General features: G+C 73.0%; 14 protein-coding genes. 10 read left to right on the top strand and 4 right to left on the bottom strand.

Going from position 1 to position 15,102, the window contains the following annotated elements:
* The 9 genes from ABT112_RS27330 (at nt 1) to ABT112_RS27290 (ending at nt 8,561) form a co-directional block, all read left to right on the top strand.
* On the top strand, nt 1-942 hold the full coding sequence (locus ABT112_RS27330; RefSeq protein ID WP_351513967.1) for a type II secretion system F family protein: 942 nt from the start codon (nt 1-3) through the stop codon (nt 940-942).
* Nucleotides 939-1,853, top strand: a complete 915-nt coding sequence (locus ABT112_RS27325) for a type II secretion system F family protein (protein WP_351513965.1) — start codon at nt 939-941, stop codon at nt 1,851-1,853. The genes ABT112_RS27330 and ABT112_RS27325 overlap by 4 nt, the downstream gene beginning before the upstream one ends.
* A gap of 41 nt (nt 1,854-1,894) precedes the next feature.
* Entirely contained in the window at nt 1,895-2,143 is a 249-nt protein-coding gene (locus tag ABT112_RS27320; RefSeq protein ID WP_351513963.1) for a hypothetical protein, read from the top strand.
* A gap of 44 nt (nt 2,144-2,187) precedes the next feature.
* Nucleotides 2,188-2,709, top strand: a complete 522-nt coding sequence (locus ABT112_RS27315) for a TadE family protein (protein ID WP_351513961.1) — start codon at nt 2,188-2,190, stop codon at nt 2,707-2,709.
* Nucleotides 2,709-3,194 (top strand): TadE/TadG family type IV pilus assembly protein, encoded by a 486-nt coding sequence (locus ABT112_RS27310; RefSeq protein ID WP_351513960.1) that lies wholly within the window; start codon nt 2,709-2,711, stop codon nt 3,192-3,194. Before ABT112_RS27315 ends, ABT112_RS27310 begins: the two co-directional genes overlap by 1 nt.
* Nucleotides 3,191-3,661, top strand: a complete 471-nt coding sequence (locus ABT112_RS27305; protein ID WP_351513958.1) for a Tad domain-containing protein — start codon at nt 3,191-3,193, stop codon at nt 3,659-3,661. The genes ABT112_RS27310 and ABT112_RS27305 overlap by 4 nt, the downstream gene beginning before the upstream one ends.
* Nucleotides 3,662-3,725: 64 nt before the next feature.
* Nucleotides 3,726-4,373: a hypothetical protein gene (locus tag ABT112_RS27300; protein ID WP_351513956.1), complete on the top strand. Its 648-nt coding sequence runs from the start codon at nt 3,726-3,728 to the stop codon at nt 4,371-4,373.
* Entirely contained in the window at nt 4,364-5,407 is a 1,044-nt protein-coding gene (locus tag ABT112_RS27295; RefSeq protein ID WP_351513955.1) for a hypothetical protein, read from the top strand. Before ABT112_RS27300 ends, ABT112_RS27295 begins: the two co-directional genes overlap by 10 nt.
* Before the next feature lie 163 nt (nt 5,408-5,570).
* Nucleotides 5,571-8,561 carry an AfsR/SARP family transcriptional regulator gene (locus ABT112_RS27290; RefSeq protein WP_351513953.1) on the top strand — a complete coding sequence of 997 codons (2,991 nt, stop codon included), beginning with the start codon at nt 5,571-5,573 and terminating at the stop codon, nt 8,559-8,561.
* Nucleotides 8,562-8,695: 134 nt separating this feature from the next.
* Here the strand turns inward: ABT112_RS27290 and ABT112_RS27285 are convergent, their stop codons facing one another.
* The 4 genes from ABT112_RS27285 to ABT112_RS27270 all read right to left on the bottom strand — a co-directional run bounded on the left by ABT112_RS27285 (nt 8,696) and on the right by ABT112_RS27270 (nt 12,900).
* Nucleotides 8,696-9,037, bottom strand: a complete 342-nt coding sequence (locus ABT112_RS27285; protein WP_351513951.1) for a hypothetical protein — start codon at nt 9,035-9,037, stop codon at nt 8,696-8,698.
* Between the two features lie 320 nt (nt 9,038-9,357).
* The gene (locus tag ABT112_RS27280; RefSeq protein ID WP_502975465.1) at nt 9,358-10,983 is read right to left on the bottom strand and encodes a transporter; all 1,626 of its coding nucleotides are present in this window, start codon (nt 10,981-10,983) and stop codon (nt 9,358-9,360) included.
* Nucleotides 10,980-11,735: an ABC transporter ATP-binding protein gene (locus ABT112_RS27275; RefSeq protein ID WP_351514002.1), complete on the bottom strand. Its 756-nt coding sequence runs from the start codon at nt 11,733-11,735 to the stop codon at nt 10,980-10,982. Before ABT112_RS27275 ends, ABT112_RS27280 begins: the two co-directional genes overlap by 4 nt.
* Nucleotides 11,736-12,219: 484 nt before the next feature.
* Nucleotides 12,220-12,900: a bifunctional DNA primase/polymerase gene (locus ABT112_RS27270; RefSeq protein WP_351513948.1), complete on the bottom strand. Its 681-nt coding sequence runs from the start codon at nt 12,898-12,900 to the stop codon at nt 12,220-12,222.
* Nucleotides 12,901-13,490: 590 nt separating this feature from the next.
* On the opposite strand from ABT112_RS27270, the gene ABT112_RS27265 reads away from it, so the two are divergent.
* A complete protein-coding gene (locus tag ABT112_RS27265; protein ID WP_351513946.1) occupies nt 13,491-14,915 on the top strand; it encodes an NsdA family TPR-like regulatory protein in 1,425 nt (474 codons plus the stop codon).
* The last annotated feature ends 187 nt before the right edge of the window (nt 14,916-15,102 follow it).

Raw genomic sequence — 15,102 nt, 5'->3', positions numbered from 1 at the left:
ATGAACGGAATCTCTGCCCTGGGCGGCATCTTCTCGCTGCCCGTGCTGTACGCACTGCTGTCCGGCGTCGTCGTGGGAGGCGGCGTGGCGCTGCTGATCGTGGCGGTGCGCGGGCTGCCCGCCAAGCCCGAACACGAGAAGGCGAAGGCGAGCGAGCGGGCGGCGGAGCTGGCGCGCTTCGCCAGCCGCCGCGGTTCGCTCGCCGCCGGCGTCGGCCTGGTCGTCCTGCTGCTCACCCGCTGGGCGGTCGCGGGCCTCGCCGCCGGCATCCTGGTCTTCGTCTGGGACCGGCTGTTCGGCGGCGCCAAGGAGGAACGGTCCGCCATGCGCCGGGTCGAGGCGCTCGCCGCCTGGACCGAGTCGCTGCGCGACACCATCGCCGGCGCCGTCGGCCTGGAACAGGCCATCCCCGCCTCCGCGCGCGCCGCGACGCCCGCCCTGCGCCCGCACCTCGACGCCCTGGTGGACCGGCTGCGGGCGCGTACACCGCTGCCCGACGCCCTCCAGCACCTCGCCGACGAGATCGACGACGCGTCCGCGGACATCATCATCGCGGCCCTCATCCTCAACGCCCGGCTGCGCGGGCCCGGTCTGCGCGAGGTGCTCGGAGCCCTCGCCAAGTCGGCCCGTGAGGAGGTCGACATGCGGCAGCGCGTCATGGCGCAGCGCTCCAGCACCCGGCGCAGTGTGCAGATCGTCGTCGGCGTCAGCGTGGCGTTCGTGCTCGGCCTGTCGATCTTCAACCCGCAGTTCGTCGAGCCCTACGGTTCGCCGGTCGGGCAGCTCGTACTGGCCGGTGTGTGCGGGCTGTTCGCGATGGGCTTCTGGTGGCTGCGCAAGCTCTCCAGCATCGACACCCCGGCCCGCTTCCTGACCCGGGACCAGCCGGCGGTGACGTTCGTACGTCCGCGTTCCGAGCAGGAGGAGGTGGCGTCGCGATGACGACGACAGTGCTGATCGGAGCCGTCTTCGGACTCGGCGTCTACATCCTGGTGCGGGCCCTGGTCCCCACCCGGCGCAGCTCCCTGTCCACGCTCGCGGAGATCGACCGGATGCGGGCGCGCGGCGTCTCGCACAGCGCGCAGAACGCCACCACGGACTCCGGCAAGCTGGGCGGACTCCGCTCCGACGTGGGCCGCCGGGTCGCGGACTTCTACCTCCAGCAGGGGTGGGAACAGCGGTCGCTGCGCGCGGACCTGGCGGTGCTCGACCGCAGCTGGGAGTCGTTCCTGGCGACGAAGGTGCTGCTCGCCGCGGCGGGGCTGTTCTTCGGCCCGCTGCTCTTCGCCGTCGCCTGGGTGCTCGGCGTCGGCAGCAGCCCGATCGTCCCGGTCTGGCTGGCGCTGCTCTTCGCCGGCATCTTCTTCATGCTGCCGGACCTGGAGGTCCGGCGGGACGCGGCGGACAAGCGCCGGGACCTCCGCCGGGTCATCGGCGCCTATCTGGACCTGGTGTCGATGAACCTGGCCGGTGGCCGGGGCCTCCCGGAGGCCCTGATGGCGGCGGCCGAGATCAGTGACGGCTGGGCGCTGCGACGGGTGCGCAACTGCCTGTCGGACGCCCGGATCACCGGTACGAGCCAGTGGCAGGCGCTCGGACGGCTCGGCGAGGAGCTGGGCGTGGAAGAGCTCAAGGATCTCTCGTCGTCGCTGGCGCTCGTGGCCGACGACGGCGCGAAGGTGCGGGAATCCCTGGCCTCCCGGGCCGAGACCATGCGGCACCGGGAGATGGCGGAGATCGAGGGCAGCGCCGGCGAGAAGTCGCAGTCGATGCTGGTCGCGCAGCTTCTGCTGTGTGCGGGCTTCCTGGTCTTCCTGATCTTCCCGGCGGCGATGCGCGTGTTCCAGGTCTGACCCCTTCTTCCCAACCCCACTTATTCGAGAGGACACCAACCATGAACTTCGGATCCCGGATCAGCCACCCGGCTGTCGACTTCCTGCTGACCTTCCTCCAGGGCCGCATCCAGCGCGCCCGCTCCGGCGAGCTCGACCGCGGCGCGTCCGCCGTCGAGTGGGTGATCATCTCCGCGGTCGTGGTGGCGATCGTCGGTGTCGTCGCCGGTCTCATCAACGCCGCGCTGAAGGACGGCGCGAAGAAGGTCGGCGACTGCATCGAGGGCGCCAAGGCCACCGGAACCTGCTGACGGGCCGGTCGACCGGCCAACGAACTTCCACGGGGACGCACAGCATGAGACGTACCACCGTCGCACCCGGCCGCGGATCGCTGCCGGGCGCCACCGCGCTGCGCCGGGGCGTGCGACGCCGGCCGGCCGCCGCGCGCGGCGACAGCGGTTCCGGCGACCGCCGGGGGCGTACGGGCGGGGATCGGGGCATGACCGCGATCGAGTTCGTGCTGTTGACGCCCGTCCTGTTCTTCATGATCTTCGCTTCGGTGCAGTTCGCGCTGTACTTCTTCGCGGATCATGTCGCTCAGGCGGCGGCGCAGGCGGGCGCGCGCGAGGCGCGCGCCGAGGCGGACGAGAACCCGGGCGGCTGGCGTGGCAAGGCGACGTCCAAGGCGCAGGGCTACATCGATCAGCTCGGGCCGCAGCTCCTCACCGCACCGGCCGTGAAGGCCGTGCAGTCCGAGCAGAACATGGTGGGCGTGGAGATCGAGGCGGACGTGCCGTCGGTCTTCCCCGGGCTGAACCTGACGGTGCACGCGCAGTCGCAGGGCCCGGTCGAGCGCTTCGTCGAAGAGGAGGGCTGATGACGCGGGAGCACGCCGCGGCACAGCCGCGGGACGCGGTCCGGCCCCCCGCGCGCACCGGGGACACTGGTGCGCGCCGCGGGGATTCGGCGGGCCGGGACGCCGGTCTGTCCACGGTCGAGGTGGTCATCCTGGCGCCGGTGATGATCCTGTTCATCCTGGTGCTCGTCGCCTTCGGGCAGTTGGTCGACGGGCGGGGCGCGGTCGACGGCGCGGCCCGCGACGCGGCCCGCGCCGGCTCGATCCAGAAGGACCCGGGGCTGGCGATGTCCGAGGCGCGGAAGGCGGCGGAGTCGGACCTCGCCGATGTGTGCGCCGGCGGCGTGACGGTGCGGAAGACGAGCGCCGGTTTCAAGGCGGGCGGATTCTTCACCGTCGAGGTCAGCTGCCAGGTCCGCGGGCTGGACATGCTGGGTCTGGACATTCCCACGAAGCTGACCGGAACCTCCACTTCACCGCTCGACCGTTACCGGAGGGCGGCATGACAGAGCCGACGGCACTGCGCGTACGCTGCCGGGCCCGGTACGCGGGACGGCTCGACGACCGGGGCTCCGGCGCCGGCGCAGTGATCATCTTCGCGGTGCTGTTCCTGGCGCTGGCCGGCTTCGTCATCGACGGCGGGCTGTCCATCTCGCAGCGCGAGCGCGCGGCCGACATCGCGGAACAGGCCGCCCGGTACGCGGCCAACGACATCGACATCGAGGCCGTCCGGGAGAACCGCGGCGGGGCCGCACCCATCAACTACGCCAACTGCGGGCAGCGGGTGCGCGAGTTCGCCCAGGAGGCGGGGCTCAGCGGCCCGGACGCCGCGCGGGCCCGGTGCACCGGGGGCGATGTGGACTTCGTCGAGGTCGACATCCAGCTGACGTACCGGCCGATTCTCACGGGGCTGTTCTACGACCGTGAGATCACCGTGCACGGCGAGTCCCGGGCCGAGATCCGCACGGGCTGACGTCGCCGTCCGGCATCACTCCTCCCCCCCCACACCGTTCAGAAAGCGGAGGTTCTCCCCTCACATGATGGAACGCATCGCTCCCACGGGCGTCGGCGTGGCCCTCGCGGTCGCGACGGCGCTGCTGCTCACCGGCTGCAGCAGTGCGGAACCCAAGGGCTCGGGGAAGATCGAGGGTGCCGGGCAGGGGGCGAGCGAGCCCGCTCCCTCGCACTCGACGGACCGGCGCCGGGTGTCCACGGCCGGTTTCGACCTGCCGAAGGACGTCACGGTGGCCGTCGAGGCGGACACCACGGGCGACAAGGCGAAGGACGCCGTCCTCGAGGGGCACGCCAAGACCCTCATGGGACGGCTGGAGTACCTCACCGGCCGGGACCCGAAGTCCCCGGCCATCGGCCGCTACGTCGACGACACCGCCCGCCCGCCGCTGGTGGATCAGGCGGAGCAGGCCGACGGGCGGAATGAGACGGTCACCGGCACCTTCCGTTACTACCAGCGGAAGGTGACGTCGGTCCGGAAGGACATCGCACAGGTCACCTACTGCGAGGACCAGTCGAAGGCCTTCAGCAGGAACATCGGGACGGGCAAGGTCAAGAAGACCGAGCCGAGCGCCCAGGACTACATCGCGTACACCGAGGCGTTGCAGAAGACGGGCGGAAGTTGGCGCGTCCTCGCCTCGAAGTCGGAACGGGGAGCTGCCGCATGCCAGTGAATCACCTGAATCACCTCAGTCACCTGCATCACCGGAATCGCCTGGCCGGGATACCGGTCGCCGCCGCGCTGGTACTCGGCCTCGCGGCCCCGGCCTACGCCGGCACCGGATACACCCAGGGCGGCAGCGGCACCGAACAGAGCGGCTCCTCCGACCAGGGCAGCGGCACGATCGCGGCCGGGGTGAAGGTCCGCACCAACCTCAAGGCGAAGTCCGGGGCGTCGCCGGTCACCCCCGTCGACACGAACTGGACGCCGCCGCTCTGCTGGACCCAGCCCAAGTTCTCCGGCAAGGAGTACAAGGCGGACAGCAAGAAGACCGCCCTCCGCGACCCGAAGACGGGCAAGCCGCTGCCCGGCTGGGACAAGGGCAAGGACTTCCACGAGAAGGACAAGGGCGCCTGGTGGTTCCGGACCTACGACCGGGACCAGATCATGAGCGGCGACCCGGACACCCCGAAGCGGATGGAGGACTGCGCCGGCCTCCCCGGAATCGTCTGGGTGCCGGAGGGCGACCCCAAGCCCCAGAAGGCCATTTCGCCGGAGGTGCTCTCCGGGATCGCGTTCAAGGCCATGAAGCTGCCGGCCGCGCCGGTGAAGCTGAGCCCGGCGGCTAACCGGCAGATCGTGAACCTCGACACCAAGGTGAAGTTCGAGGCGCCCCTCGACCGGGTCTGGGTCACCGCGACCTTCGACGACTTCGGCGTGAACGTGGCCGCGACCACGGTGGCCACCCCGGTCGCCCTGAAGATCGACGCCGGCACGGAATTCGCCGATCCGCAGTCCTGCACGTACGACCTGCGCAAGGACGGCGACGGCTACGCGGTCGACTCGGGCGACAAGGGCTGCAACGTCACCTACCGCAAGTCCTCGGGCGACGGCACCTACCCGCTGAAGGCGCAGATCACCTGGAAGGTCACCTGGACCGACTCGGCGGACCCGGACGGCCCGGCACAGCAGCCCGCCCTGCCGGACGGCCTGTCGACGTTCGAACAGGACGTGACGGTCAAGGAGATCCAGGCCATCAACCGCTGACCGGCGGCGCACACGGCACCGCACACGGCACCGCACACGGCGCCGTACACACCGGTCACGGGAGACCTCCCGTCCTTCGACACCCCCGGGCCCGCTGACTAGGCTCGGGGGGTCGGTACTTCCCCATCACCCAGGCGACCCGCAAAGGCATAGGACATCCGCCATGGCGCGCACAGCCCGCCCCAGTCCCACCTCGACCCCCCAGCCGAGGCCCCTGCCCCGAGGCCGCCGGACCGCCGGTGACTTCGCCAAGGCCTTTCTCGCGTTCATTGCGCTGGCCGGGCTCGTCGTCGGCGTACCGGCGGCGCTCGCGTCCTTCGTCGGCTGGCCGCTGCCGAGCGAGATACCCTCGCTCGCCACCCTCCAGCAAGAGATCACCACGACGGTCTTCATCAAGGTCCTGACGGTGGTCGTCTGGGTGGCCTGGGCCCAGTTCACGGCCTGTGTGCTCGTCGAGGTCAAGGCCGAGCTGTCCGGAGTCGGCGTCCCCACCCGCATCCCGGGCGCCGGCCCCAGCCAACTGCTCGCCCGGCAGCTCGTCGCCGCGCTGCTGCTCGTCGGCGCGACCGCCGCGAGCTTCACGCCCGGCCTCTCCCAGCTCGGCCAGACCTACGAGGACAACCACCGGCCGACGGTGGCCGCCGCCGCGCAGCAGACCCCCGGCGACCTCGCCGTCCAGGCCACCCAGCAGGCCGCGGAGCGGATCGCGAAGGAAGCCGAGCAGACCGAGGCCAAGGGCGGGCAGTCGGCCGAGCAGGGCACGAAGTTCTACCGCATCCAGCCGCCCGAGGGCCGCCACCACGACTCCCTCTGGGAGATAGCGCAGCGCCATCTCGACGACGGGCGCCGCTACCACGAGATCTACGAGCTCAACAAGGACCGGCTGCAGCCCGACGGTTCGCAGCTCTCCCAGGCCAGTCTGATCCGCCCCGGCTGGATCATGGAGATGCCCGCGGACGCCCACGGCGGCGAACTCGTGGAGATGCCCGACGCGTCGCCGAAGGTCTCCGAGGACGTACGCGAGCAGATCAGCGACTACACCCAGTCCAGCCCGACCGCGCAGCAGGACGGCGCGGGGCAGCAGGGCGGTTCGGGAGAGCAGGGCGGCGGCCTCGACGCGGCCGGCGACCAGATCACCCAGCCCATCTCCGTCGTCCCCCAGGCCCCCGACGGTTCCGTCGAGCGCCCGGCCGACAGCGGCCCGGCGCCCGCCGCCGAACAGGCCACGCCCGCACAGGAGTCGTCCTCCTTCGGTCTCTCCGACGCCCTCATGGGCGCCCCGCTGCTCGCCGCCGGTCTGCTCGGGGCGCTCGGCCGCCGCCGCCGGGCCGCCCTCTGGCAGTCGGCGATGCGTGCGGTCGGCGGCCGCACCCCGGACCTGATGACGCCCACCGGCGCCGCCGCGGACGTCCAGGACGCGCTGTTCGTCGGCGCCGACCCGGACGCCGTCCGCGACCTCGACCGGGCCCTGCGCGGCCTCGCCGCCGCCCTCGGCGCGGAGAACCGCACCCTGCCCACCGTCTACGCCGCCTGGCTCACCGACGGCGAACTGCACCTCCAGCTCGCCCACCCCGCCGGGCAGCCGCCCGCGCCCTGGCAGCTCGGCCAGGACCAGACCTTCTGGCGCATCCTGCGCTCCGACGTCGTAGAGGCGGAGACCGACGGCGCCGCCGCGCCGTACCCGGGGCTGGTCAGCCTCGGCTCCTTCGACGACGCGCGCCTGATGCTCAACCTGGAGGCCGTGCCGGGCATCGTCTCGCTGTCCGGTGCCGCCGCGGACCGTGCGGCCGTGCTGGCGTCCGTCGCCGCCGAACTCGCCACCAACGGCTGGTCGGACCGGCTGACCGTGACCCTCGTCGGCTTCGGCGAGGAGCTCGGAGCCCTGGCCCCGACCCGCATCCGGCACCTCGAGGACACCGCCGCTCTGCTGGAGACCATGGGCGCCGAGACCGACCAGCGGCGCCGCGCTCTCGGCAACGCGGGCCACGACTCGGTCCTCACCGGCCGCACCGGACCGGCCCAGCACACCCAGTGGGCACCGCACCTGGTGCTGCTCGCCGAGCAGCCGGGCGAGGCGGAGGCGGCACAGATCGCCGAACTCGCCTCCGACTCCGGCCGGCTGGGCATCGGCTACCTGGTGGGAGCCGGATCCACCGGCCTGCCGGGCGCCACCTGGGAACTGGAGATCACCTCCGACGGCCGGCTGCTGGCCCCGCTGCTCGGCCTGGAACTCCAGGCGCAGCAGCTGCCGCAGGAGCTGCACGCGGCGGTCGTGGAGCTCTTCACCGACGCCGACCCGGCCCCCGAGGGCCAGGAGCGGGAGCCCGACCGGGCCCGCATGCCGTTCATGGTGGACATCAGCGAGCAGGGCCGCCCCGCCGTCTACGCCCGCCTGGTCGGCCCGTACGAGGTGATGGGCCTCGACGACCCCGACGGCGAACGCAGCCCGCTGCTGCACGAAGCGCTCGCCATGCTGCTGCTGCACCGGGAGGGCGTGCACCCGCGCGTCCTGGCGTCGGCGCTGTGGCCGCGCGGCGCCACCGAGGACGTCCGTGACTCGCTCATCGAGCGGCTGCGCGGCTGGCTCGGCAACGACCCGGACGGCACCCCCCGGCTCGCCACCGACGACACCGGACGGCTCACGCTCGCCCGGTCCGTCGTCTCCGACCTGGACGTGCTGCGCACCCTGCACCACGAGGCGACCGCGGGAAGCGGTGCGCAGCGGGCCTCCGTACGGGAACGGCTGCTCACCGACGCCCTCGCGCTGGTCCGGGGCCCGCTCCTGGCGGACCGGCCCGCGGGCCGCTACGGCTGGCTCTCCCACGAGATCATCGACGCCCGGCTGCCGCTGCTCGTCGCGGACGTGGCGCTCGCGCTCTCCGAACACCACCTGGGCGCCGAGCACCCGGAGAAGGCGATCGAGGCCCTCAACACCGCGCTGCCGTCGGCGCCGTCGGACGAGCGGCTCTGGAACGAGCAGCTCCGGGCGGCCCACGCCACCGGTGACGCGGCCCTGCTGGAGTCCACCGCGGAGTCCCTGATCGCCCACAACAACGCCCTGAGCGGCGGTGCGCGGGGCCTGCCGCCGCGCACCGAGGCCCTGCTCGACGAACTGCTGCCGTCCTGGCGCGGCACGGAGGCCGCCACCGGCTGACACCGTCCGCCCGGCGCGGGACACCACACAACACGGCTGGGGCCGGAGTCCGTACAGGACTCCGGCCCCAGCCGCTGTCGGGCCACCCGGCGCGGCCCCCCCCACCGCGCCGGGCCACCTTCGGTCCGGACCGTCTACTGGATAGTCCAGCCGACCCGGCCGACGCCGCTGCTGTAGAGGGCGCAGACCCCCTGCGACTCCGAGTACTGCCCCGGAGCCAGGGTCACCCACTGACCGGAGACGTCCGGGGCCCGCCCGCAGACGATCTCCGCGCGGAAGGTGACCGGGTGGCCGGTGTTGTTGGTGCAGCCCGCGATGCCGTGGTCGGGGTTGTTGGCGTGGGTCCAGCCATGACAGTCCACCCCGCCCGGGGTGGCGGACTCAGCCGCCTGCGCCACCGGCGCGCTGAGCCCGAAGGCGACAGCGGACAGGGTGGCGGCGATGCCGACGGCGAAAGCGTTCCTCGTGAAGCGCACGATGTGCCCCCGTAGTACTGGTAGTTGGGTGTCTGACCCGGCCACCCCTCGGGGTGCCCGGTGACGACCAGTCAAGGACACCGGCAGGCGGACGGGAACCTCACAGATCCGAGGGTGGCCCTCCCGGAGGTGGCGCGACGCTCCCTGGCCTGGCCTGGCCCGACCTGGCCTGGCCCGACCTGGCCTGGCCCGACCTGGCCTGAGCCGACCTGGCCTGACCCGGCCCGGCCCGGCCCGGCCTGACCTGGCCCGGCCCGCGTCCCGCTCCTGAGCCGCGCCCCGTCCCCGTGCCCCGCGACGCTCCCCGCCCCGCCGCCCGGTCAGCCCTTGCTGACCGCCGTCAGGATCTCCGGGAGCCGGCCCGACACCCGGGGCGCCGCGATGCGCAGGCCGAGCGCCACCAGCGCCAGCCCGTAGGCCGCGCCCAGCGGCAGGACGAGCCACAGCCAGGCGTGCGCGCCGGCCAGATGCAGCCAGATCGTCAGCCCCAGCACCGGTGCGCTCACGATCAGCCCGGCGAGCAGCGAGACGCCGAAACTGATCCAGGCCAGCCCTGTTTGCCCCGGTGCCGCACTCTTGTGACCACTGTCCTGCGGAATCGAGTACGGGAACACGGCCGAGGCCAGCGCGCCCGTCCCCACCAGGGAGCCCAGCAGCGTCAGCGAAAGGCCCAGCACCTCCGGAAGCGCGTCCCACTGCCCGGCATACGCGGCGGTACCCACCGTCACCAGCAGCACGAACGGCACTCCCACGGCGCCCAGCGCCATCGCCCGGCCACGGAGCTCCAGCAGAGCGTCGCGGCGGGAGGCTATCGTCTGCGCCACCATCCAGAACGCCGACGTGTCCTGCCCGAACTGGTTGCCCATCTGCAGGCCCAGCAGGCCCGCCGCCCAGCACGCCGTGTACACGCTGGTGTTGCCCTGCAGCGCCGAGACGAACGGGAGCAGCAGGCCCACCCCGAGCGATGTCGCCCAGGAGGCACGCGACCTCGGGTCACGCCAGGAGTACCGCAGCGTGCGCAGCATGACCGTTCCGGTACGGCCTGCCGGCAACAGTCCTGCCAGCCCCGCGCTCCGGCCCTCCTTCTGCTGCTCCTGCGTCACCGCCTGCAGCGTCGAGCCGTCGGGCGCGGTCATCAGATGCACCAGACTCCGCTGCCACCACCGCAGCAGCAGCACCAGCACCACGGCGTTCGCCAGCAACTGGGCCAGACACTGGACGTATGCGCCCTCCCCGGCCGCCCGGACGGCGTCCAGCGCCGAGGCCGGCGGCAGCCAGCGCAGCACTTCCGAGGCCGGCTCCAGCACCTTCAGCCCGTCGGGCTCGGCCAGCTTCTGCGCCCCCAGATTGACGAACTGCAGGCCGATGGCGATGAACAGGCCGCTCAGCAGCGCCAGGTCGCGGCCCTTGCGGCTGGTCAGCAGCCGGATGTTGGCGGCCGCGACCGCGCGCGACAGCGCCACGCACACCAGCATCACCAGCGCCGCCGCCGGCACCCCGGCCGCCACCGCAGCCGCGCCGTCCGCCACGGCGATCACCGAGCCGACGACGAGCGTCAGGGTGAACAGCGGGCCTATCCCGATCAACGAGCTGACCAGCAGTGCCCTGACGAGTGGCCGGGGCCGCAGCGGCAGCATCACCAGCCGTGTCGGGTCCAGCGTCTCGTCACCGCCCGGGAACCACAGCGGCATCGCCGCCCACCCCAGCGCCAGCAGCGCCACGACGACCACGGTGAGCGCCGCGGCGTGCGCATTGCCGCGCAGTGCGATCAGCCCGATCAGCTGCAGCGCCGCGAACAGCAGCGTCACCACGACGGACGCCACATACGCGACCCGGCGGCCCGACGACTGGCGCAGGCCGTTGCGCAGCAGCGACAGCTTCAGCCGAACGAAGACCGGGGTGAGCGCGGGGGCGACGGGCGCCGCGGGCGCCGTGCCGGCGCTCACCGGGCGCCGCCGAGCCACTCCAGATCCTGCCCCGACGCCCCGGCGCTCGCGCCGACCAGTTCGAGGAAGGCGGCCTGCAGCGAGGGGGCGTCGCCGCGCACCTCCGCCAGCGTCCCCCGGGCCCGGATCCGGCCCGCCGCCATCACCGCCACCCAGTCGCAGAGGCTCTCCACCAGCTCCATCACATGGCTGGAGAAGACCACGGTGGCGCCCGACGCGGTGTAGCGCTCCAGTACGCCGCGGATGGTCTGGGCGGACACCGGGTCCACGCCCTCGAACGGCTCGTCCAGGAAGAGCACCCGGGGGTTGTGCAGCAGCGCCGACGCCAGCCCGATCTTCTTCCGCATGCCGGTCGAGTAGTCGACGACGAGCTTGTGCTGTGAGCCGGCGAGATCCAGGACCTCCAGCAACTGGGCGGCGCGCCGGTCCACTTCCTCACCCGGCAGCCCCCGCAGCCGCCCGGTGTAGGCCAGCAGCTCCCGGCCGGAGAGCCGCTCGAACAGGCGCAGCCCCTCCGGCAGCACGCCGATCCGCGACTTCACCGCGACCGGGTCCTGCCACACGTCGTGACCGTCGATCTCGACCCGGCCGGAGTCCGGCCGCAGCAGACCGGTCACCATCGACAGCGTGGTGGTCTTGCCCGCGCCGTTCGGGCCGACGAGGCCCACGAACTGTCCGGCGGGCAGCTCCAGGTCGATCCCCGCCACGGCGACCTGCTCCCCGAAGCGCTTCCACAGGCCCTGGACGCGCACCGCGGGCTGCTGTACGGCCCCCGCGGCCGCGGCGCGGTCGCCGGGACGGGCGTCCGCAGGTGGTTCCGCACGGGCGGGCTCGGTGGTCCCGGCGGCGGTGGCCCGGCCGGCCGGCTCCCGAGCGGCGTTGTCCGCCGCCCGGTCCTTCTCGTCTCGTTCCCCTGACACAGCGGTGCCTTTCGACGTCCCCGTGGGGGCGTCCTGCGCCCCCCATCCGTCGAACACGATACGGGCGAGGGGACGGGCCGCGGCACCCTGTGGATAACTGCCCGCGGCCCGTGCGGCGCCCTGCCGGGCCCGCCGATGGCCGGGCGGCACCGCGCCCGGCACAGGAGCACGGCCTCCGGTGGCTCAGGACGCGGGAAAGCCGACGCCGGAAGCCAGATGCCGGGGCGCTGAAGCCGGAGCGCTGACGCCGGAGCATGGACGCCGGGACGCCGGAGCGCCCCGCGGCAGGGGTCCTCAGGACGCCGGGCGGCTCGGCTCAGTGGCCGCGCGACTCGGCGGCCTCCCGCCCGCAGGCGTACACCAGCGGACTGATCAGTTCTGCCACATCCGGCAGCCACCGGTTCGTGGCCGTCGGCCGCCGGGCCCACTGTGCGGCGCCCCGCGAGCCGATGCGCGTCGGCGGTGCCACCACGCAGTCGTCCTCACCCCGGGCCACCAGATCCAGACTCTGCGGCGGCATGCCCAGCCGCCTCACCAGGTCCGGCACCTTGGGCGCCGCCCCGGCCAGCACGAGGAACAGCATGCGGCGGTCCGGGGTGCAGATGATCGGCCCCAGTGGCACGGCCATCCGCTCCATCCGGGCCAGCGCCAGGCACCCGGCCGCCTCCGACACGTCCAGGACGTCGAACGCACGCCCCGTCGGCAGCAGGATCGCCGCCCGCGGCTGCTTCCCCCACAGCCGTCGGGCCACCGACGCGCTGCCCGTCGCCTGCGCCGCCCAGTCGGGGCGGGCCGGGTGCGCCCCCGGAGCGGGGCAGTCCGGTGCGGCGCACGAGCAGCGCTCGGCCCCGTCGTCGGCGGGCTCCAGCCAGGTGCCCGGGAGCACGTCCCAGTGGCGCTCCTCCACGTATCGCACGGCGGTGTCGAGCAGGGCGTCCCCGCGCTGCTGAGGGATATGAGGGACATCGGTTCCGGTCACTCCAATGGTCTCTTCCACACGCAGCACAACTCCCCCTCCCAACAAGGGTTACGGGCCACACGGGCGTGCCAGAGGCGCATCGTTTTGGCATCCGGGGCGCATGGGCGCATCGGCGGGGGCGCGCGGAAGAACGGGTGTGGGGGCGGGGTAGTGCATACGCGGCAGGGTGTGCGCGGTGGCGTGCCGGTGGTGAGTCCGGCGCTGTGGCGCGTGTGCGGGCGGCCGATGTGTGCGGTGGCTGATGTGCGCGGCGAGGGCTCACCGCGGTGGGCCCGCCGCGGTGGTGTGTGCGGGGCGCGGGCGCGTTGACCGGGCGCCGGCCGCCGGGCGTGCGCGCCGATCCCCGTGCGACGTTCCGCGCCGTGCGCGAGGGCGGTCGGGAGCAGTAGGTGGTGATGCCGCGTGCGGCGGTGCGTCCGGACGCGGGCGGTGTGCGGTGTGCGCGTGGCGGTGCGCGGCGGCTGGGACGCCGCGGCCCCCGGGGTGCGCAGCTGTCCTCCGGAAATCTCACCGAATCACCTCGCAAGACAATGAACAGCAGAAATAGCACGAATTCCCAGGATTCGGGATGGGCAGAGAACAGGGGCGTCGACCAAGGGGGTAGTGCCATGGCCGCCAGGCCGCTTGTAGCGCGTCAACCCAACGAACGGTTGCAGGCGCTCATTCAGGAAGCTGCCTGCTCCAACGCGGGTCTGGCCCGCAGGGTCAACATGTGCGGGGCCGAGCACGGTCTCGACCTGCGCTACGACAAGACGTCGGTCGCCCGCTGGCTGCGCGGGCAGCAGCCGCGCGGCCGCGCCCCCGGGATCATCGCGGAGGCGCTGGGACGGAAGCTCGGCCGGACCGTCACCATTGACGAGATCGGGATGGCGAACGGCAAGAACCTCGCCTCCGGGGTGGGCCTGCAGTTCGCGCCGACCGTGCTGGGCGCCATCGAGCAGGTCTGCGAGCTGTGGCGCAGCGACGTCGGGCGGCGCGACTTCCTGAGCGGCGCGACGGTCGCCGCCTCGGCCCTCGTGGAGCCGAGTCGCGACTGGCTGATCACTGGTGTCGACGCACAGGTCGCGCGCACCGCCGGGGCCCGGGTCGGGCTCGCCGACGTGGACGCCGTGCGGGCCATGACCGAGGCCCTCGTCGAACTCGACCACCGCTTCGGCAGCGGCCGGGTCCGTCCCGTGGTCGTCCACTACCTCAACAGCGTGGTCTCCGGGCTCCTCGGCGGCTCCTACCGGGAATCCGTCGGCCGTGAACTCTTCGCCGCCGTCGCCCGGTTGACCGAACTCGCCGGCTACATGGCCGTGGACACCGGCCAGCCCGGTCTGGCGCAGCGGTACTACATCCAGGCCCTGCGGCTGGCCCAGGCGGCGGGCGACCGCGGCTACGGGGGGTACGTGCTCGCCGCCGGAATGAGTCACCTCGCCGCGTCCCTCGGCAACCCGCGGGAGATCGCGCAACTCGCCCGCGCCGCCCAGGAAGGGGCGCGGGGGCGGGTCACGCCGCGTGCGGAGGCGATGTTCTACGCCGCGGAGGCACGGGGGCACGCGCTGCTGGGGGACGGGCGGGCGTTCCAGGTCGTGGCAGGGCAGGCGCTCGCCGCGATGGAGCGGGCGGGGGAGGTGGAGAAGGACGTGTCCGGGGCGGCCGAGGGGTCGGCCTCGGGCGACGACCCGGCGTGGATCGTCCACTTCGACCACGCCTATCTCGCCGACGAACTGGCCCACTGCCACCGGGACCTGGGGCAGGCGGAGCCGGCGCAGCGGCGCGCGGAGGAGGCGCTGAGCGGGCACCCGGAGTCGCGGGTGCGGCGGCGGGCGATCGATCTGGTGCTGCTGGCGTCGGCGCAGGTGCAGTTGCGGGAGGTCGAGCAGGCGTGCCATACAGGTACGCAGGCGCTGGATCTGCTGGCCGGTCTGCGGTCGAACCGGGGGGCGGAGTATCTGGAGGACCTGCAGCAGCGGTTGGAGCCGTTTCGGCATGAGGCGGTGGTGCGGGAGTTCGGGGCGCGGTTGGATGCGCAGGGGCAGGCGGCGTGATCGCCGTGCGGTGCGTTGTCGCCGTGCGGCGCGCGCTTGGGGTTCTTGCGGTTCGTTTCGGCGGGTCTTGATTTCTGGGTGCGGGTGGTCGTGGGTTTCGGGGGTGGGGGCTCCGGGGTGGGGGTTCCGGAACGCATATTTACGGGCCCTGGGGGCCCACAAATACACGGAAGTTTCCGGAACCCCC

Source organism: Streptomyces sp. NPDC002055 (genome assembly GCF_040296705.1).
Classification (GTDB): domain Bacteria; phylum Actinomycetota; class Actinomycetes; order Streptomycetales; family Streptomycetaceae; genus Streptomyces.
This window is presented reverse-complemented; position numbering and strand designations above follow the sequence as displayed.

Excerpts from the sequence above, each read along its gene's own strand:
- ABT112_RS27330 (WP_351513967.1), top strand. The coding sequence starts at position 1 with ATGAACGGAATCTCTGCCCTGGGCGGCATCTTCTCGCTGCCCGTGCTG.
- ABT112_RS27325 (WP_351513965.1), top strand. The coding sequence starts at position 939 with ATGACGACGACAGTGCTGATCGGAGCCGTCTTCGGACTCGGCGTCTAC.
- ABT112_RS27320 (WP_351513963.1), top strand. The coding sequence starts at position 1,895 with ATGAACTTCGGATCCCGGATCAGCCACCCGGCTGTCGACTTCCTGCTG.
- ABT112_RS27315 (WP_351513961.1), top strand. The coding sequence starts at position 2,188 with ATGAGACGTACCACCGTCGCACCCGGCCGCGGATCGCTGCCGGGCGCC.
- ABT112_RS27310 (WP_351513960.1), top strand. The coding sequence starts at position 2,709 with ATGACGCGGGAGCACGCCGCGGCACAGCCGCGGGACGCGGTCCGGCCC.
- ABT112_RS27305 (WP_351513958.1), top strand. The coding sequence starts at position 3,191 with ATGACAGAGCCGACGGCACTGCGCGTACGCTGCCGGGCCCGGTACGCG.
- ABT112_RS27300 (WP_351513956.1), top strand. The coding sequence starts at position 3,726 with ATGATGGAACGCATCGCTCCCACGGGCGTCGGCGTGGCCCTCGCGGTC.
- ABT112_RS27295 (WP_351513955.1), top strand. The coding sequence starts at position 4,364 with ATGCCAGTGAATCACCTGAATCACCTCAGTCACCTGCATCACCGGAAT.
- ABT112_RS27290 (WP_351513953.1), top strand. The coding sequence starts at position 5,571 with ATGGCGCGCACAGCCCGCCCCAGTCCCACCTCGACCCCCCAGCCGAGG.
- ABT112_RS27265 (WP_351513946.1), top strand. The coding sequence starts at position 13,491 with ATGGCCGCCAGGCCGCTTGTAGCGCGTCAACCCAACGAACGGTTGCAG.